Below are 18,911 nucleotides of genomic sequence, written 5' to 3'. Positions count from 1 at the left end.
CGCGGGTGCCCGGGACGGTGGTTCCGGTGTGACAATCGGCCCGGAAGGCACGCCGGTGCCAGGCCGCCCCTCGCACCCGGGGATCGAAGACCAGGTGGGAGGGGAGGGAGGGGCGTTGGCGGGCCGTGGGGCCACTGAGGCGACCGCCATTGGTGTAGACCGGCGGGCCGGGCGGGGAATGGCCTGTTTCCGGACACGCCCCGACCGGTCGTCGCTCGCTCAGGCGCAGAGGACGCGGGTCTCGGGCGTGTAGACCGGACCGCCGCTGGTGCTGGAGCTGTCGCTGAACTCGGCGTAGAAGTACGAGTAGAAGCCGATGTTGCCGTTGCAGCCGGAATCGGCGGCGACCTGGAGGGTCAGGGTCACGGTCCTGCTCTGGCCGGGCGGCACGGTGGTCCCGTAGTTGGCGCCGAGGTTGGCGGGGCCGGTGCCGGAGCAGGGGGTGCTGCCGCCGGGGCCGGCGAGCGAACAGCCGGTGAAGGAGTACTTCAGGTCCGGGCGCTGGGTGGTCAGCCAGGTGGGGTCGATCGTCTGGTAGACGAACCAGATGTCGTGGGTCTTGTTGTTCGTCAGGGTCATGGAGAGGTTCACCGTGCCGCCGGGAGTGGTCGTGGCGGCGTCGGTGCTGAACGACAGCTCGGCGGGCGGGTTCGACTCGGCCGCGCTCGCGGCCGGCGCCAGGCCGAACACGGTCAGGAAGAGGGCGAGGACGGCGGTGAGGCCCAGGCGCCTCGTGAGGTGGGATCGCATGGCCCGGGAGGCTAGGGACGGGCGCGGCCCGGCGTCTGCCCCCGCGCGGGCGGCCCGGGCGCCCGGCGGCCGAAAGCGCGCTTCCCGTGAAGGAGCCGCGGGGAAAGCGTGAGGGGCCCCGGCCGCCCGCATCCGCGCACGCCGCGACGGGTGCGGCCCTTCGCCGCCGACCGGCCCGGCTCCCCGTACGCCTCCGAGAGGTGGGCTACACCATTGGCGCGTACGCGGCAGTTCCGCACGCCCGGCGTGCCCGCCGCGTCGGCCCGACACCGCTCGCTCCCGGCCAGGGGGCCGATTCTCGGCGCCCCGCGCACGTCCTTCCGGTGGGGGGCCCGTGTCCTTCCGCGCCGGGGCGCAAGTCCCGCCATGTGGGTGAAACCTTCTCGCCGCTCGCACCGTCCTCTCACCCGGGAGAAGGACCTGGAACAACGGGGAGTGGGCAATTCCATGGGGCGGAACAAGTACACAGCGCACATGGCCGTGGTCGCCTCCGCGGTCGGGCTCAGCCTGGCCGTGTGGGCCGCCACCGCGGTCACGCAGGCGGAGGCGGAGACGGACGCGGGGAGCGGACGCCCGACGGCCGGACGGTCACCGGCCGGACACACCGGGGGACCGGCGCAGGCGCCGCCGAGGAGGACGCCGGAGAGCATCGCGCACGCCGCCGAGGCGGGCGGCACGGCGGTGAACATCACGATCGACGACGGACCCGACCCGCGCTGGACGCCCCAGATGCTGGACATCCTGAAGCAGTACGGGGTCAAGGCCGTGTTCTGCATGGTGGGCCCCGAGGCGAAGCGGCACCCCGGGCTCGTCAGGAGGGTCGTCGCCGACGGGCACCGGCTCTGCGACCACACGATCTCCCACGACACCTCGATGGACAAGAAGTCCGTCGCGTACCAGAAGCGGCAGATCCTGGACGCGAAGAAGATGATCGAGGACGCGGCCGGGGGAGCGAAGGTCGAGTACTACCGGGCGCCGGGCGGCGCCTTCACCCCGGACAGCCGGCGGATCGCCGCGGCGGCCGGCATGCGCCCGCTCGGCTGGAACGTGGACACCAAGGACTTCGAGCTGCCCGGCACGGCCTCGATCGTGAACACGGTCAAGAACGAGCTGTCCAACGGCCCGACCATCCTCTTCCACGACGGCGGCGGCGACCGCGGCCAGACCGTCGCGGCGTTGAGGCAGGTGCTGCCGTGGCTCGAGCAGCAGGGCCACGCCTTCAGCTTCCCCGTACGGACGGCCCCCTGAGGTCCGCGCCGGGGCCCGGAGGCGCGAGGGAATCCGCGCCGGGGCCCGGAAGCGGGAGGGAATCCGCGCCCGGACCTGGAAACGCGAGGAGGACCGTCCGGCGGGTGCCGGGCGGTCCTTCCGCTGTTCGGGCCGTCCTCCAGAGCGCGGTACGGCGGCCCGAGCGTCTTCCGAGGTACGAGCCCTAGGACTTGTCGCGGTCCAGGGAGTCGCGGACGCCCTCGACCTTGCCCCGGGCCTTCTCGCCCACCTCGCGGGCCTGGCCCTTCATCTGGTCCGCCTGCCCCTCGCTCTTCAGGCGCTCGTTGCCGGTCGCCTTGCCGGCGGTCTCCTTGAGCTTGCCCTTGGCCTTGTCCATGTGGCTCTCACCCATGACTTTTATGCCCCTTTTCTGGTCGACTGGGGTACTTCGGTCACGTTAGGCGGGTTCCCCGGATTCCGCGCGTCAACCATCTAGTTCCGCATCCGACGCCCGGACCTTTCCGGACCGGGTGAAATCCGCATGCACGTGCGGACGAAAGGCTGGCAGCATGCCGGAATGGATCACGCCATCGAACGTCTGGTCGTCCGGCACACCCGCCGTCTCCCCGTCCCGGCCGGCCCCGCCGGAGACGGCGCCGGGGCGGCACGGCAGCTCGACACCGCCCTGATGTCGGTGGGGTTCAAGCTCTCGGCCGGCCTCCACGAAGCCCTCTCCGGCCTCACGGAGGAGACGGTCCTCGCGACCGCCGCCCGCACCCTGGACGCCGTCCGGGAGCTGGCCGGCGACCACGTCCGGCACAACGCCTACTTCAAGGACTTCCCGGCCGGCGTGCCCGACACCCAGGACTTCTGGGCGCGATGCGTCGCCGAGGCCCTCGCCGACCCGGCCGCGCGCAGGACCGTGGCCGAACGGCTGCGCACCGGCGTCCTGAACCTGCTCGACCTGCCGTCCTACGGCACCTACCGGCACACCTACGAGGAGATGCTCGCCGCCCACGACGAGCTGATCGCCGCGGCCGGCGACCGCGTGACCGTCCTGCACCCCGGCCGCCCGCTCGACGAGGAGTCCACCGCCCTCTACCTGGCCCTCGCCGGAAGCACCACACCGCTCGGCGACGACCACCTGCGCGACCTCGCCGTCCTCGCCGCCCACCACGCCCACGGGCCCGGGCCCGGGGAGATCCCGGTCAGGGAGGTCCGCGCCGTCGTCAACCGGGCCCGGCTCGCGGCAGGCGCCGACCCGCTGCTCGACACCGTCACCGACGTGCTCCGCCTCGCGTGCGCGCTCGCCGACGGCGACGTCACCCTGCGCGAACCGACCCGCTTCCGCGCCCTGTCCCGGCCGGTCCGCCGCGCCCTGCTCGGCGGCCTGGACGCCGTCGTCGCCGCGGGCCCCGCCAAGCTCGCCGACGTCTCCGCGCACCGCGAGGCCTGGAAGCGCCTGGGCGAGCGGCTGCACCCGCACGAGTACCCGCGGTGGCCGCACGCAGCCGAGGTCTTCGCCGTCGCCCGGGGCGAGAAGGCGGCCCCGTCCTTCGACAGCCGGCTGGAGGAGCTGCTCGGCCGGGGCGACGTCACCGGCGCCGCCGCACTGCTGGCCCCGGCCCCCGGCAGGCTCCTGCGCGCCCTCGACCGGCTGCTGCGCACGGCCGGGAGCCCGGAGGAGCTGGACGCCGTCGTCACCGCGTGCGAGCGGGTCCTCCCGGGGGTCTCCGGCCGCGTCGTCCTGTCCCTGCGCGAGCACCTCCGGAACCGGACGGGCGAGGGCGGGGAGCACCGGGTGTTCGTCAACCGCACCGGCGGCGCCTGGGTCACCGCCGACACCAGGCCGCCGCTGCCGGACGCCGTGCGCGAGCGCCTGTGCGCCGCCCTCGACGCCGAGACCCGGCGCCGGCTCCCCGCCCCGGGCCGCCTCCTCGTCGACCCCGCCGCCCTGGACGTGGCGCTCCCGCTCGGCGGCCGGGCGACCGCCGACGGCCTCGGCGTCCTGCCGCGCGGCTCCGTCTCACCGGTCGAGGGCGACCTGCTGCGCTTCTTCACGTACTGGAAGCAGACGAGCCGGAGCACCGACTACGACCTGTCGACCCTCGTCCTGGACGCCGACCACCAAACCGTCGCCTGGCTCTCGTACACCGCCCTCAACGCCGTCGAGGGCACCCACTCGGGCGATGTCACCGACGCCCCCGAGGGCGCCTCGGAATTCATCGACCTGCGGCTCGGCACCGTACGCGGCACGTACGTCGTCCCGCAGGTGAACATCTACTCCGGCGAGGGCTTCGAGGAGGTCGAGGAGTCGTTCTTCGGCTTCATGCTGCGCGACGCCGAACAGAAGGGGCGCCCGTTCGAACCGCGCACGGTCCGCATGAAGTCGGACCTGCGCGGCCCCGGCCGGGTCGCGCTGCCGCTCGCGTTCGAACGGGACGACGACGGCCGCTGGCACGCGCGCTGGCTGCACCTGTACCTCAAGGGCAGCCCGGCGGCGAACCGCGTCGAGGAGAACCGGGTGTCGGTCGCGGTCCTGCTCCGGGGACTGCTCGCCCGCACCCCGCTGACGGTCCGTCACCTCGTGGACCTGATGGCGGCGGAGGCCGTGCCGGCGACCGAGTGGGACGGTACGACGGTGCCGGACGGCCCCGTCACGTACATCGGTCTGGAACGCCCCGCCGACCTGCCCCCGGGCTCGCGGGTGTTCACCCCGGAAAACCTGCGCGACCTGATCCCCGCCTCACTGCTACGGTCGTCCCGGGCGAGGCCATGAAGAGGCTTCCTTCTCACCATTCGATGAAAATAGTCTCTTCGCTCTCCTCGCCCCTTCGCTTCCACGGCGGGCCCCCGTTCGGACGGTAGGGACGGGGGCGGCCGTGACCGCCGGCGGTCCACCGCGTTGGTGAGGGCATGACCTCAGCACGACGCATCTCCTCCGTCCTCGCCGTCGCCGCCGCCTTCTCCTGCCTGGGCGCGTCCGCGGCGAGCGCCGCCCCCGCCGCCGGCCCGCTCGGCCCGCCGATCAACCCGGTCACGGAGCTCGACTCCCTCGCCGCGACCGGCCTCCCCGAGGAGCAGGCCGGGAAGCTCCCCGGCATCTCCGAGCAGCTGGGCGGACTCCAGCGGATCCACGACCTCCAGCAGCTCCACCAGCTCACCGACCTGGCCGCGCCGGTCACCGGAGTGCTCCCCGCCGTCTCCGTCTGACCCGGCCGGACCCCCCCTCGCGACGGCACCGCGCCACCCGCGCGGTGCCGTTCGCGCGTCCGGACGGGGTTCCGTGGGTCACCAGCCGAAGCGCCGGTTCACCAGCGTCGCGAACTCCTCGAAGGACAGCACCCGGTCGCCGTTCATGTCGGCCTCGTCGAACAGGGCCGAGGAGTCGGCGTCGGTCCCCACGCCCCAGAAGGGGATCACGCCCCGCGCGGCGAGCGTGGGGCCCTTGGACCGCAGGGCGTTGATGACCTCGGTACGGGTCAGCGTGCCGTCCCGGTCGAGGTCGAGCGCGTCGAAGAGGGTCCGGGCCTTGTCGCTCATGGGGTGTCCTGGCTCCTGGGTCGGTGGCCGCCGGGCGGCCTCGGGTCCTGTGCGGAAGGACGCGGCGCGGGCGCGGCGGGTTGCCCCGGCCCCCGAAGGCGCCGGAAAACACGTGGACCCCGGAGGCGTTTGCGCGGAAGACTCCCTTTTCCCACCTTCAGCAGGACAGAAAGGGGGTTGGGAATGGGATCATCCGAAAAGCGTGAAGGATTACCCTCCAAGGGTTCGGTGTTCCTCGCGCTGCGCCACTACGGACGGGAACTGCTCCGCCTGCGGTGGCTGACCGCGCCGGCCATGCTGCTGCCGGCGCTCGGCAACATCGGCATCTTCTACGTCGCGCCGCTCGTCGTCGCCAAGCTCGTCGGTCAGGTCGCCGGGGACGGCGCCGGCGACCTCGGCGCACACCTTCCGTACGTCCTCGGGTTCGCCGGCGTGCTGCTGCTCGGCGAGGCGCTGTGGCGCGTCGGACTGCACTGCCTGAACCGCCTCGACGCCCGGGGCATCGAGAACCTGTACGTCGTCGGCATGGACGAGCTGTTCGCCAAGGACACCTCGTTCTTCCACGACAACTTCGCCGGATCGCTGACCAAGCGGGTCCTCGGCTTCGCCTCCCGCTTCGAGGTGTTCGTCGACACGCTGACCTTCTCGATCATGGGCAACTTCGTGCCACTGCTCTTCGCCTCGGTGGTGCTCTGGCGGTACGACCCGCTGCTCGTGGTCGGCCTCCTGACGCTGATCGCCTTCACGGGCGTGTGCGTCGCGCCCCTGATCCGCCGCCGCCAGGCGCTCGTCGCCCGGCGCGAGCAGGCGATCGCCCGGGTGGCGGGCCACGTCGCCGACAGCCTCACGAACATGGACACGGTCCGGGCGTTCGCCGCCGAGGAGCGGGAGGCCGCCGAACACCGCTCCCGCGTCGCGGAGTCGCGGCGGCTCACCCTGCGGTCCTGGGACTACGGCAACCTGCGCATCGACACGCTGGTCGCGCCGATGTCCGTCCTGACGAATGTCCTGGGACTCGTCCTCGCCGTCACCCTCGGCGGGGGAGAGCACGGCGTGGAGGCCGTCATCGTGGCCTTCACCTACTACTCCAACGCGACCCGGATCATGTTCGAGTTCAACCAGATCTACCGGCGCCTGGAGAGCGCGATGACGGAGGCCGGGCAGTTCACCGAACTGCTCCTCGAACCGCCCACCGTGCTCGACCCGGAGGACCCGGAGCCGCTGGAGCCCCGGGGCGCCGGCGTCCGCTTCGAGAAGGTCGCCTTCGCCCACGCGGGCGCGAAGCCCCTCTTCGACGGGCTCGACCTGGACGTGCCCGACGGGGCGAAGATCGGCTTCGTCGGCAGGTCCGGCGGGGGCAAGACCACCCTCACCCGGCTGCTGCTGCGGATGACGGACGTCGACGGCGGCCGGATCCTCGTCGGCGGACAGGACATCGGCCGACTGCGCCAGGCCGACCTGCGGAGCATGATCGCCTACGTGCCGCAGGACCCGGCGATGTTCCACCGGAGCCTGCGGGACAACATCGCCTTCGCCCGGCCGGACGCCACCGAGGCCGAGATCCGCCGCGCGGCCGGGGCGGCGCACGTCACCGAGTTCGTCGACGGGCTCCCCGACGGCTTCGACACCATGGTGGGCGAACGGGGCGTGAAGCTCTCCGGCGGCCAGCGCCAGCGGGTCGCCCTCGCGCGGGCGATCCTGCGCGACGCCCCGATCCTCCTCCTCGACGAGGCCACCAGCGCCCTCGACTCCGAGAGCGAGATCCTCGTCCAGGAGGCGCTGTGGCGCCTCATGGAGGGGCGGACCGCGCTCGTCGTCGCCCACCGGCTGAGCACGGTGGCCGGCATGGACCGGCTCGTCGTCCTCGACCGCGGACGGATCGTCGAGCAGGGCACGCACCATGCGCTGCTCGACGCGGAGGGCGCCTACGCCAAGCTGTGGCGGCACCAGTCGGGCGGCTTCCTCGACGACACCAGGGAGGGGGCCGAACTGGGCCGGTGACGGGCCGGGGCGGGCCGGGGACGGGCCCGGGGATGGGTCCGGGCGGGTTCTCCACAGGCCGCCCGGGCCCGGCCGGCCGGGGTTTTCCACAGGTTGCGGCGGACGGGACCGGGGTGTCGGCGCGGACGGATACGCTTCACGAATGGTCCTCTCCGACGCTTCCCCAGAGATCTCCGAGCCCGCCCGGGTGCTCCACCGTGTCTTCGGCTACAACTCCTTCCGCGGGGAGCAGCAGGAGATCATCGAGCAGGTCGTCGGCGGCGGCGACGCGCTCGTGCTGATGCCGACCGGTGGCGGCAAGTCGCTCTGCTACCAGATCCCGGCCCTGGTCAGAGACGGCACGGGCATCGTGATCTCGCCCCTCATCGCGCTCATGCAGGACCAGGTGGACGCGCTGCGGGCCCTCGGGGTGCGGGCCGGGTTCCTGAACTCCACACAGGACCCGTACGAGCGGCAGGCCGTCGAGCAGGCGTTCCTCGCGGACGAGCTGGACCTGCTCTACCTGGCTCCCGAGCGGCTGCGGACCGAGGGCACGCAGCGGCTCCTGGACCGGGGCCGGGTGTCGCTCTTCGCGATCGACGAGGCGCACTGCGTCGCCCAGTGGGGCCACGACTTCCGGCCCGACTACCTCGCCCTGTCCATGCTGCACGAGCGGTGGCCGAAGGTGCCGCGGATCGCGCTGACGGCGACGGCCACCGAGGCCACCCACGCCGAGATCGCGAAGCGGCTGGGCCTGGAGGACGCCCGGCACTTCGTCGCCGGCTTCGACCGGCCGAACATCCAGTACCGCATCGTCCCCAAGAACAACCCGACCAAGCAGCTCCTGGAGCTGATCAGGACCGAGCACGCCGGGGACGCCGGAGTCGTCTACTGCCTCTCGCGGTCCTCCGTCGAGAAGACCGCCGCGCTCCTGGTGGAGCAGGGCGTCGACGCCGTGCCGTACCACGCCGGCATGGACGCCCGCACCCGCGCCGCCAACCAGGCCCGCTTCCTGCGCGAGGACGGGGTCGTCGTGGTGGCGACGATCGCCTTCGGCATGGGCATCGACAAGCCCGACGTGCGGTTCGTGGCCCACCTCGACCTGCCGAAGTCCGTCGAGGGCTACTACCAGGAGACCGGCCGCGCGGGCCGCGACGGCGAGCCGGCCACGGCCTGGCTGGCGTACGGCCTCCAGGACGTGGTCCAGCAGCGCAAGCTCATCGACTCCTCCGAGGGCGACGAGCAGCACCGCCGGAGCCTCGGCCTGCACCTGGACGCCATGCTGGCGCTCTGCGAGACCGTCGACTGCCGCCGGGTCCGCCTCCTGGAGTACTTCGGGCAGAAGGGCGAGCCCTGCGGCAACTGCGACACCTGTCTGACCCCGGCCGAGTCCTGGGACGGCACGGTCGCCGCGCAGAAGCTGCTGTCCACGGTGTGGCGGCTCGCCAAGGAGCGGCGCCAGAAGTTCGGCGCGGGACAGATCGTCGACATCCTCCAGGGCAAGCGGACGGCCAAGGTCATCCAGTTCGACCACGACGCCCTCTCGGTGTTCGGCGTCGGCTCCGACCTGGGCACCGCCGAGTGGCGCGGGATCGTCCGCCAGCTCCTCGCCCAGGGGCTGATCGCGGTCGAGGGGGACTACGGGACGCTCGTCCTCACCGAGCAGAGCGGCGAGGTCCTGGGCGGGCGCCGCACCGTCCAGATGCGCAAGGAGAAGGCGGTCGCCCCGGCCCGGAAGGAGTCCGGGAGCCGCTCCGGCAAGGGCGCCCGCGTGCCGGTCGACCTGCCGGCCGAGGCCGTGCCGGTCTTCGAGGCGCTCCGCGCCTGGCGGGCCGCGACCGCCCGCGAGCAGGGCGTGCCGGCGTACGTGGTCTTCCACGACGCCACGCTGCGGGAGATCGCGACCCTGCGCCCCACCACGGTCGAGGAGCTGGGCACCGTCGGCGGGGTCGGCGAGGCCAAGCTGACCAAGTACGCCGAAGGCGTCCTGGAGACCCTGACGGAGGCCGGCCCCACGACCCCGGCCGGGCAGGACCCGGCCGCGTCCGCTCCGGCCGCACCCGCCCCGGCTCCGGCCGCGCCCGCCCGGAAGGAAGCGGCGTCCGCGCCCGCGTCCGCCGCTCCGTACGACGACGAACCGCCCTTCGACTTCGACGAACTCGAACCGCCGTGGGACGAGGAGGAGTAGCCGGACCGCCCCCTCGGACCGTGGGGTGAACCGGCGCGGCGGACGTTCCGGTCGCGCCGGTTTCGGGGTCCCGGCCGTCCCGTTCGTCCGTTTGCGGAGCGGTGGACATGGCGTTTCAGTGAGAGGGATTCCCCCCACGCTTCTCTGGAGCAGACATGTCGATGGCGTTCGGTTCACCTTTCGGTTCCTCCGATCCGTTCAGCGAGATGCTGAACCGGTTCTTCGGCATGTCACCGGCCTCCTCGCCCCCGGCCGTGCAGCGCGTGCCCATCGGAAGGCTGCTCACGGAGTCCTCGCACGAACTGCTCAACCTGGCCACCCGCAAGGCCGCCGAGGACGGCACGTCCGACCTCGACACCGAGCACCTGCTGTGGGCCGCCACCCGGGTCGACCCCTCCCGAGGGCTGCTCGCCCGGGGCGGCGTGGACCCCGACGCCCTCGCGGACCGGATCGCCCGGGTGCTGCCCGGGGAGTCCGCCGAGCCCTCCTCGGAGCCCGGCCTCACCCCGGCGGCCAAGCGCACCCTCGCCCTCGCCCACGCCCGCTCGCAGGCCGCCGGCGTGTCCTACATCGGTCCCGAGCACATCCTCGGCGCCCTCCTCGGCGACCCCGACTCCGGCGCCTCCCGCTTCCTGAGCGCCGAGGACCTGGACGCCTCGAAGCTGCGCGGCGCCGCCGACCGGGCCGCCTTCGGCGGCGAGAGCGCCCCCGCGGCCCCGAAGGAGCCGGCCACCACCCTCGACGAGTTCGGCCGGGACCTCACCGAGGAGGCGAGGGCCGGGAAGCTCGACCCCGTGGTCGGGCGGGCCGAGGAGATCGAGCAGACCATCGAGATCCTCTCCCGGCGCTCAAAGAACAACCCTGTCCTCATCGGCGAGCCCGGCGTCGGCAAGACCGCCATCGTCGAGGGCCTCGCCCAGCGCGTCGTGGCGGGCGAGGTGCCCGACACCCTCAAGGACAAGCGGGTCGTCTCCCTCGACCTCTCCGGGATGGTGGCCGGCGCCCAGTACCGCGGACAGTTCGAGGAGCGCCTGAAGAAGGTCATCGAGGACGTCCAGGAGGCCCGGGGCGACATCGTCCTCTTCATCGACGAGCTGCACACGGTCGTCGGCGCCGGGGCCACCGGCGAGGGCTCGATGGACGCCGGCAACATGCTCAAGCCGGCCCTCGCCCGCGGCGAGCTGCACGTGGTCGGCGCGACCACCATCGACGAGTACCGCAAGCACATCGAGAAGGACGCCGCCCTCGAACGCCGCTTCCAGCCCGTCCTGATCCCCGAGCCGACCGTCGAGGAGACCGTGCAGATCCTCGAAGGGCTGCGCGACGCGTACGAGGCGCACCACCGGGTCCGCTTCGCCGACGGCGCCCTCACCGCGGCGGCGGAACTCTCCGACCGCTACGTCAGCGACCGCTTCCTGCCCGACAAGGCCATCGACCTGATGGACCAGGCCGGCGCCCGGGTCCGGCTGCGCAGCGGCGGCCGCTCCACCGAGGTGGTCAGCCGCGAGGACCGGCTCGCGAAGCTGCGCCGCGAGAAGGACCAGGCCGTCGCGGGCGAGGAGTTCGAGAAGGCCTCCGACCTCAAGCGGCGGATCGCCGAGGTCGAGGGCGAGCTCGCGGGCATCGAGGAGCGGCGCGAGGGCGTCGTCTCCGTCACGGCCGCCGACATCGCCGACATCGTGTCCCGCCGTACCGGCATCCCCGTCTCCCAGCTCACCGCGAGCGAGAAGGAGAAGCTCCTCAGGCTGGAGGAGGAGATGCACGCCAGGATCGTCGGCCAGGACGAGGCGGTCACGGCGGTCTCCGAGGCCGTGCGCCGCAACCGGGCCGGCATGGGCGACCCGAACCGCCCGGTGGGCTCCTTCCTCTTCCTGGGACCCACCGGCGTCGGCAAGACCGAACTCGCCAAGACGCTCGCCGACCTGCTCTTCGGCGACGAGGACCGCATGATCCGGTTCGACATGAGCGAGTTCCAGGAGAAGCACACGGTCGCCCGGCTCGTCGGAGCGCCTCCCGGCTACGTCGGCTACGAGGAGGCCGGCCAGCTCACCGAGAAGGTCCGGCGCCAGCCCTACAGCGTGGTGCTGTTCGACGAGATCGAGAAGGGGCATCCGGACGTCTTCAACACCCTGCTCCAGATCCTCGACGACGGACGCCTCACGGACGGTCAGGGCCGCACGGTCGACTTCCGCCACTGCGTCGTCATCATGACGTCCAACATCGGCGCCCACCGCATCCTCGACCACCAAGGGGACGCGGCCGAGCTCAAGGACCGGTTGATGGAGGACCTGCGGGGACGCTTCCTGCCCGAGTTCCTCAACCGCATCGACGACATCATCGTCTTCCACAGCCTCACCGAGGAGGACCTGTCGGAGATCGTCGGCCACCTCCTGGACCGCAGCAAGCACCGCGTCCACGCGCAGGGCATGACCCTGGAGGTCACCGAGGCGGCCAGGAAGCTCCTTGTCGCCCACGGCTACCAGCCGGCGTTCGGCGCCCGGCCGCTGCGCCGCACCATCCAGACCGAACTCGACAACCGGGTCGCCTCCCTGCTGCTCGGCGGCGACGCCGAACCCGGCGACACGATCGTCGCCGACGTGGTGGACGACTCGATCCACTGCACGGTCCGCAAGGGCGACGCCGGGGGCGGCGCGCACCGCGAGGACGCGGAGAGCCCCGCCGCGGCGGCGTAGGGCGCCCGCGCGGGCGGTCCGGCCTTCCGGGTCCGCCCGCGCCTCCTCCCGGCGGCCGGCCTCAGGCCACCGGCACGGTCTCCAGGCGCTCGTCCCCGCAGTACACGTTCATCGACGTGCCGCGCAGGAACCCGACCAGGGTCAGACCGCTCTCCGCCGCCAGGTCCACGGCGAGCGAGGAGGGCGCCGAGACGGCCGCGAGCATCGGGACGCCCGCCATCACCGCCTTCTGCACCAGCTCGAAGGAGGCCCGGCCGCTCACCATCAGGACCGTCCCGCGCAGCGGCAGCAGCCCCGACCGCAGGGCGTGGCCGACGACCTTGTCGACGGCGTTGTGCCGGCCGACGTCCTCCCGCAGGCACAGCAGCTCGCCCTCGGCCGAGAAGAGCCCGGCCGCGTGCAGCCCGCCCGTGCTGTCGAAGACCCGCTGGGCGGCCCGCAGCCGGTCGGGAAGGGCCGTGAGCACCTCCGTGCCGATCCGCAGCGGGTCCTCCGCGACCGACCAGCCGGCCGTCGTGCGCACCGCGTCCAGGCTCGCCTTGCCGCACAGACCGCACGAGGACGTCGTGTAGAAGTTCCGCTCCAGGGAGGCGTCGGGGGCGGCCGTGCCCGGGGCCAGGACGACGTCGACCACGTTGTACGTGTTGCCGCCGTCGGAGGTGGCCCCCGCGCAGTACCGGATCCCGGCCACGTCCCCGGCGGCGTGCACCACGCCCTCGCTCACCAGGAACCCGGCCGCCAGGTCGAAGTCGTCGCCCGGGGTGCGCATCGTCACGGTCAGCGGACGCCCGCCGACCCTGATCTCCATCGGCTCCTCGGCGGCCAGCGTGTCCGGGCGGTAGGAGGCCCCTCCCTCCCGCACGCGCAGGACGCGCCGCCGCGCGGTCACTCGTCCCATGGTTCTTCCTTCCCGCGGCACCGGCCCCGGCTCCGCGCCGGGCTCCGGCCCCCTCTGACTCCGGCCCGGGGACCCGGACGCCGGATCCCCGGGTCCACGGTGTCACGCCGCCCGTACGGGGGCACCCGCGGGTTCCGGCCGCGCCGGACCCAGGCCCTCACCCGTATGCCACTCGGCCCGGAAGAGCCCACCGCGCCGGACCCGGGCCCTCACCCGTGTGCCACCCGGCCCGGGAGACCCCGCCGCGCCGGGCTGCGCGGTGGAACGCGCCCGCCTACGCTGGCGCTGTCTCGCGGTGTCCTTCGTCCCACCTGCCCTTCCCGTTCCGTCCAGCGGGGCCGTTCTCCGGCGGGAGCGCCATGGCCGTACCCCAGACCGTCCTCACGTCCCCCTCCCGGGCGACCTCCACCGGCGACGGGAGCCCCGGCTTCGAGCGGGGCGGCCACGCCGTCGCCCCGGAGGTCTGAGCCGTGCGTCCCCGGCTGCTCGGCGCCGTCCCCCGGCTCGTCGGATCGGCACTCCTCGGCGCGGCGGCCGGCGCCCTCGTCGCCGTGCCGACCCACGCGCCCCTCGGCGTCCTCGCCGGCATCGCCGCGGCGGAGACCGCCTTCGTCGTCACCGGCTGGATCGTCCTGTGGCCCATGGACGCCGCCACCACCCACCACAACGTCCGCCGCGAGGAGTTCCGGCCCGTCGTCGAGGAGTTCGCCGTCGTCGCGACCTCCCTGGCCGGCCTGGTCGGCATCGTCGTGCTGCTCCTGGTCGGCCGCACCGACCTGAGCCACGCGGCGGCCGCGACCGCCCTCTGCGGCGTCTTCATGTCCTGGGCGGCGCTCCACCTGATGTACGCCACCCGCTACGCGTACCACTACTACGCCCTGGAGCCGGGCGGCGGGATCGACTTCAACACGAAGGAACCGCCCCGGTACGCCGACTTCCTCTACTTCAGCTTCAACCTCGGCATGACCTACCAGGTCTCGGACACCGACGTCTCCACCACCGGCCTCCGGGCGGTCGTCCTGCGCCACTGCCTGCTGTCGTACGTCTTCGGAGCCTGCATCCTGGCCACCACCATCAACCTGGTCACCGGCATCGTCACCGGCTGAGCCCCCCCGCCCGCCTCCGGCGCGGCGCCGTCAGTCGACCGAGACCACGGTCGCGGTCGCCGGGCCCCCGGGCGTCTCGTACGTGACGGTGTCACCGGCGCCGTGGCCGAGCAGTGCCCCGCCGAGCGGGCTGTCGCCGGTCACCAGGGCGGGATCGAGCGCGTCGGGCAGCTCGGCGATCCGCACGGTGCTCTCGGTGCCGTCGTCGAACCGCACGGTCACGCCGCTGCCGACGCCGATCGTGCCGGCGGCCGGGGGCGCGGCGGCGGACGCCTCCCGGAGGCGGTCCTCGATCTCCCGGATGCGTCCGTTCAGCCGGTCGGCCTCGTCGGCGCGCATCAACTCGTCCGCCTGGTCGGCCCTGTCGCCCGTCTGGTCGCCGCCGCCGTCCCGCAGGGTGGCGGCGACGGAGTCGCGTTCGGCGCGCAGCTCGGCGAGCTCCTCGTCGAGCGCCTCGCGGGCCTCGGCGTCGACGGGCTCGGGTCCATCGGTCATGACTGCTCCCGTTCGGGCGATGATCAGGGCGAAAGCCAATGAAAGACGTAAATGTCCCAAGTCGATATTTACCGACGTTATCAGGCGCGGCGCGAGTGGAACGCGAGGACCGTCCGTACGGCCTCGTAGGGTGGCGCGGGGAAGATCCGAACGACAGGGAGAAGCGCACGATGGCCGTCATCCACCGCACCACGATGCAGCCCACCAAGCTGGAGCTGCTCACCGCGTGGCTGCCCACCCGCCCCTGGTACACCGGCGGCGCCGACGGCCCCCGGCCGGTCCGGGCGGGCGGCTTCCGGCTCGACGACCCCGAGGGCGAGGTGGGCATCGAGTTCATGGTGGTGACCGACGGCACCGGCCCGGACGCGATCGCCTACCAGGTCCCCCTGACCTACCGCGCGGCCCCGCTCGCGGGCGCCGAGCACGCCCTCGTCGGCACCTCCGAGCACGGGGTCCTCGGGAAGCGCTGGGTCTACGACGGCGCCCACGACCCCGTCCTCGTGGAGCGGTTGTACGCTCTGCTCGACGGCCGCGCCGAGCCGCAGGCCCAGAGCACGACCGACACGCCCGACCCCACCGTCGCCGTCTCGCCGCTCGCCCCGGCCGGCGCGGGAGCGGACGCGGAGCCCGTACGGGTCGAGGAAGGGCCCGGCCACACCGACGTGGTGCTGCGGGAGCCCGGCGCGCCCGAGCCGCTCGTCCTGCGGCTGCGGCGCGTCCTGCGGACCGGGGACGACGGGCCGGCCGGCGGCGACCGGGGCCGGGTGACCGGCGAGTGGCAGCGGCCCGACGGGACCACCGCCCGGGGCACCTACGCCGCGGCGCTCACGGCGCTCACGGTCTGAGGGCCGTCGCCAGCTGCGCCCGGGAGCGGACGTCGAGCTTCTGGTAGATGCGGGTGAGCCGCGCCTCGACCGTCTTCACGCTCAGGTACAGCTTCGCCGCCGCCTCCTGGTTGCTGGCGCCCTGGCCCACGAGCCGGGCCAGGCGCAGCTCCGCCTCCGTGAGGGAGGAGAGCGCCGGAGCCGTCTCCTCGCCCCCCGGGCCGCCCGCGGGGCCCTCGCCCGCCGGGGTCTCGCCCGCCAGGGCCAGCCACGGCGCCGCCCCGGCCCGCTCGAACACCGACGCCGCCTCGTGCAGGGCGGCCTGCGCCGCCGACCGGCGCCTCCGGCGGCGCTCCACCCGGGCCAGGGCGATCAGCGCCCGGCCCCGCTCCAGGGGCAGCCCGGCCCGCCCGAACTCCCCGGCCGTGCGGGTCAGCAGCTCCGCCGCCTCGTCCGTACGCCCCTCGGCGGCCAGGCACAGGGCGTACGCCCGGTCGCAGCCGAGCAGGACCGTGGACCGCCCGAGGCGCTCCGCCACCGGCCGCACCTCCGCGAGGAGCGCCAGGGCCTCGCCGGCGGCGTCGTTCGCGAGGAGCGCCTCGGCCAGCTCCTCGTGCCAGCGGAGCATCGACGGGTCCACGGTCGACTGGGCGCGCTCGTCGGCCTGGACCCGGCGCAGGGTCTCCAGGGCGGCCGCCACGTCCCCGTTGACCAGCTGGACCCGGCCGAGCGCGTACCGGCTGCGGGAGAGGAAGACCCGGTCGCCCTCCTCCTCCGAGGCCTGCACGCTGCGGCGCGCATAGCTCGCGGCCCGCGCGAAGCTGCCGCCCGCCGTCTCCGCCAGCGCGAGCGCGTACCAGGCGGGGCCGGGGGAGAGCCCCGCCTCCAGGGTGAGGGCGAGGGACTGCCCGGCGTGGGCGAGGGCCGCCGGGCACGGGCCGATCCGGGACTCGATCTCGGCCAGCGTACGGAAGAGCTCGATGGCGTCCTCGACGGAACCGCGCCGCTGCACCAGCGGAAGCAGCGCGCCCAGCTCGTCACGGGCCTCCACGAGCCGGTCGTCGAACAGGGCGTGGCGGATCGTCAGGATCTGGGCGGCGTTGCGGATGCCGAGCGGACGCTCGGCCAGCTCCAGGGCCCGCGCCCGGTCGAGCACGGCCTGCGCGTCCGGCGAGCCGAGCGCCCGCTCCATCCGCGCCTGCACGGTCAGCGCCTGCGAGGCCGTGCGCGGGTCGCCGATGGAGGCGGCCAGCGCGGCCGATTCGACCGCCGCCGTCCGCGAGCGCTCCGGATCGCCGTCCGCGAGCACGTACTTGAGGGCGAGCCGGAGCTGCACGGCGGCCCGCAGGGCGGTGTCGCCCTCGGAGTCCTCCATGGCGTGGACGTACATCTCGTCGAGGCCGGTCAGCCCCTGGCCCGCCGTGTCGAGCACGGCGAGCCGCGCCCGCACCCGGTCGGCGGGCACGGCGTCCCGGGCGAGCAGATCGGTCGCGGCCCGCATCGCGAGGTCGGCGCGGGCCGCCCGCGCCGCCTCCTCGGCCGCGTCGACGAGCCGCGCGATCCGCCGCGTGCCGTGCCGTCCCGGCGTCGTCTCGGCCGCGAGGAGGGCCAGTTCGGCGGCGAGCGCGCTGTTCCCGCGCCGCCGGGCCAGATCGGCGGCGGCCGCGACCTCGGCGGCCAGCTGCTCGTCCGGGCTCTCGGCGGCGAGCGCCCGGTGCCGCACGGCCTCCACGGGGTCGTCCACGACCTCCGCGAGGGCCGCGTGCCCGGCGCTCCGCTCGGCCCAGCAGGCGTCGTGCACCAGGGTGGAGGGCAGCAGGCCCGCGGTGAAGGTCACCGAACCGTCCTCGGCCAGCGACACCAGATCGGCCCGCTCGGCCGCCGCCAGGTCCGCCTCCGCGTTGGGCCGCCCGGCCCGGCGCACCAGCGTCGCCGACGGGCGCAGCGCCAGGGCGGCGAGCAGCAGCGTCTCCCGTACGGCGGGGGGCGCGGCGCCCAGGAGCTGACGGGCCAGGTCGCGGGCGCGCCCGGAGAGCGTCAGGGCCTCGGCGTGGTGCACGGGCGTCCGCGCGTCGGCCAGCGAACGGCCCACCGCGAGCGCGAGCCGCGGATTGCCGCCGCTCGCCCGGTGGATGCGGCCGGCCATCCGGGACGGCAGCCGGTGGTGGATGAGGAGTTCGGCGATCTCGTCGGCGTGCAGCGGCGGGACGCGCAGCACGTCCGCCTCCGACGGCACCCAGAGGTGGCTGGCGTGCGGGTCCTCGGACCGGTGGGGCTCGGCGTACGGGGCGCGGGCCTCCCCGTACGGCTCCGGGGTCTCCACGGCCACCACCCGCAGCGCGGGCGGCGCCAGGTGGAGGGCGAACCGCAGCAGGTCCGCGCTGTCCGGGTCCACGTGCTGCACCCCGTCGACGACGAGCAGGACGGGCCCCCGGCAGGTCAGGGTGCGCAGGATCTGGGCGATGCCGAGGCGCAGCGCGATCGGGTCCCAGCCGTCCGCGTCGATCGGCGCCTCGCGGCAGAGCATGGCGACGGCCGTGCGCTGGGGGCCGGGCAGCTCGTCGAAGACCCCGGAGGCGAACACGCCGGTGGTGTACGGCCCGGGGGAGTGCGGACCGGTGCCGTACGCCCCCGTGGCGTGCGCGCCGACGGCCGGGGCCGGGGCCGGGACCTGCGCGCCGGGGGTCCTGGGGGAGCCGACGGCGGGGAGGACCGGGACGGACGGCCCGGGGCCGGGCGCGTCGGACGGATCGGGCCGGACGGCGCCGGGCCCGGACCGGGTCGCCGTCGCCGCCGCGGAGGCGACGAGCGCGGCGGCCGAGGCACCGGGTATCTCGCGGTCGGACGGCAGGGACGCGAGCCACAGCACGGTCTCGCCGCGCGCCTCGGCGCGTGCCGCCCCGGCGAGCGCGACCTCGGTCTTGCCGACGCCCGCGGGCCCGGTGAGCAGGGCGCGGCCCCGCGTGTGCAGGGCCCGCTCCAGCCGGGCGAGAAGCTCTTCGCGGCCCACCGGCGCGGGGTTCGTCCCCACGCCCGCGGGGCGCAGGGCGACGTGCGGAGCTGTCGTCACTGGTCCACCACCTCCGGCCGCTCGGGCCCCCGGCCCACGAGCCCCGTGCGCAGAGAATACGGAGCCCACCGGCGGAGTCCAGGCCCCTTGTCCGGCATACGGACAGCGCGCCCCGGTCGCGCACACTCCCACAACGCCAGGACGCGCCCGTGGTG

Annotated in this window: 14 protein-coding genes; 8 read left to right on the top strand and 6 right to left on the bottom strand. The window is 74.2% G+C overall.

The features are described from left to right. Positions 1–219: 219 nt before the first annotated feature. Entirely contained in the window at positions 220–750 is a 531-nt protein-coding gene (locus tag ACFY7E_RS27680; RefSeq protein ID WP_389489447.1) for a hypothetical protein, read from the bottom strand. A gap of 447 nt (positions 751–1,197) precedes the next feature. Here ACFY7E_RS27680 and ACFY7E_RS27675 point away from each other — a divergent pair, with 447 nt between their 5' ends. Beyond that, positions 1,198–1,998: a polysaccharide deacetylase family protein gene (locus ACFY7E_RS27675; protein WP_389489445.1), complete on the top strand. Its 801-nt coding sequence runs from the start codon at positions 1,198–1,200 to the stop codon at positions 1,996–1,998. A gap of 184 nt (positions 1,999–2,182) precedes the next feature. Here ACFY7E_RS27675 and ACFY7E_RS27670 read toward each other — a convergent pair whose 3' ends face one another. After that, positions 2,183–2,371, bottom strand: a complete 189-nt coding sequence (locus ACFY7E_RS27670; protein WP_389489442.1) for a CsbD family protein — start codon at positions 2,369–2,371, stop codon at positions 2,183–2,185. Between the two features lie 165 nt (positions 2,372–2,536). Here ACFY7E_RS27670 and ACFY7E_RS27665 point away from each other — a divergent pair, with 165 nt between their 5' ends. Both ACFY7E_RS27665 and ACFY7E_RS27660 read left to right on the top strand, forming a co-directional pair. Continuing rightward, the gene (locus ACFY7E_RS27665) at positions 2,537–4,738 is read left to right on the top strand and encodes a hypothetical protein (RefSeq protein ID WP_389489440.1); all 2,202 of its coding nucleotides are present in this window, start codon (positions 2,537–2,539) and stop codon (positions 4,736–4,738) included. Between the two features lie 137 nt (positions 4,739–4,875). Next, a complete protein-coding gene (locus ACFY7E_RS27660) occupies positions 4,876–5,172 on the top strand; it encodes a hypothetical protein (protein WP_383439081.1) in 297 nt (98 codons plus the stop codon). 78 nt (positions 5,173–5,250) lie between these two features. On the opposite strand, the gene ACFY7E_RS27655 is transcribed toward ACFY7E_RS27660, so the two are convergent. After that, entirely contained in the window at positions 5,251–5,502 is a 252-nt protein-coding gene (locus tag ACFY7E_RS27655) for an EF-hand domain-containing protein (protein ID WP_383439083.1), read from the bottom strand. A 183-nt stretch (positions 5,503–5,685) separates the two neighbouring features. On the opposite strand from ACFY7E_RS27655, the gene ACFY7E_RS27650 reads away from it, so the two are divergent. The 3 genes from ACFY7E_RS27650 (at position 5,686) to ACFY7E_RS27640 (ending at position 12,363) form a co-directional block, all read left to right on the top strand. Next, the gene (locus ACFY7E_RS27650; protein WP_389489436.1) at positions 5,686–7,503 is read left to right on the top strand and encodes an ABC transporter ATP-binding protein; all 1,818 of its coding nucleotides are present in this window, start codon (positions 5,686–5,688) and stop codon (positions 7,501–7,503) included. Between the two features lie 142 nt (positions 7,504–7,645). Next, the gene (gene recQ, locus ACFY7E_RS27645; RefSeq protein ID WP_389489434.1) at positions 7,646–9,670 is read left to right on the top strand and encodes a DNA helicase RecQ; all 2,025 of its coding nucleotides are present in this window, start codon (positions 7,646–7,648) and stop codon (positions 9,668–9,670) included. Positions 9,671–9,825: 155 nt separating this feature from the next. Beyond that, a complete protein-coding gene (locus ACFY7E_RS27640) occupies positions 9,826–12,363 on the top strand; it encodes an ATP-dependent Clp protease ATP-binding subunit (protein WP_389489432.1) in 2,538 nt (845 codons plus the stop codon). 61 nt (positions 12,364–12,424) lie between these two features. Here ACFY7E_RS27640 and fdhD read toward each other — a convergent pair whose 3' ends face one another. Then, positions 12,425–13,261, bottom strand: a complete 837-nt coding sequence (fdhD, locus tag ACFY7E_RS27635) for a formate dehydrogenase accessory sulfurtransferase FdhD (protein ID WP_389489430.1) — start codon at positions 13,259–13,261, stop codon at positions 12,425–12,427. A 470-nt stretch (positions 13,262–13,731) separates the two neighbouring features. Between fdhD and ACFY7E_RS27630 the strand changes: the two genes are divergently transcribed. Continuing rightward, complete coding sequence (locus tag ACFY7E_RS27630) at positions 13,732–14,367, top strand: DUF1345 domain-containing protein (RefSeq protein WP_389489428.1); 636 nt, start codon at positions 13,732–13,734, stop codon at positions 14,365–14,367. Between the two features lie 30 nt (positions 14,368–14,397). Here ACFY7E_RS27630 and ACFY7E_RS27625 read toward each other — a convergent pair whose 3' ends face one another. After that, positions 14,398–14,862 carry a GreA/GreB family elongation factor gene (locus ACFY7E_RS27625; protein ID WP_389489425.1) on the bottom strand — a complete coding sequence of 155 codons (465 nt, stop codon included), beginning with the start codon at positions 14,860–14,862 and terminating at the stop codon, positions 14,398–14,400. 170 nt (positions 14,863–15,032) lie between these two features. On the opposite strand from ACFY7E_RS27625, the gene ACFY7E_RS27620 reads away from it, so the two are divergent. Further along, positions 15,033–15,707 carry a 1,4-alpha-glucan branching protein gene (locus ACFY7E_RS27620; RefSeq protein ID WP_389489423.1) on the top strand — a complete coding sequence of 225 codons (675 nt, stop codon included), beginning with the start codon at positions 15,033–15,035 and terminating at the stop codon, positions 15,705–15,707. Here the strand turns inward: ACFY7E_RS27620 and ACFY7E_RS27615 are convergent. Further along, positions 15,697–18,756, bottom strand: coding sequence for an AAA family ATPase (locus ACFY7E_RS27615; protein ID WP_389489421.1), 3,060 nt, complete (start codon positions 18,754–18,756; stop codon positions 15,697–15,699). The genes ACFY7E_RS27620 and ACFY7E_RS27615 overlap by 11 nt on opposite strands. Positions 18,757–18,911: the final 155 nt, after the last annotated feature.

Source organism: Streptomyces sp. NPDC012825 (genome assembly GCF_042900925.1).
GTDB lineage: Bacteria > Actinomycetota > Actinomycetes > Streptomycetales > Streptomycetaceae > Streptomyces.
This window is presented reverse-complemented; position numbering and strand designations above follow the sequence as displayed.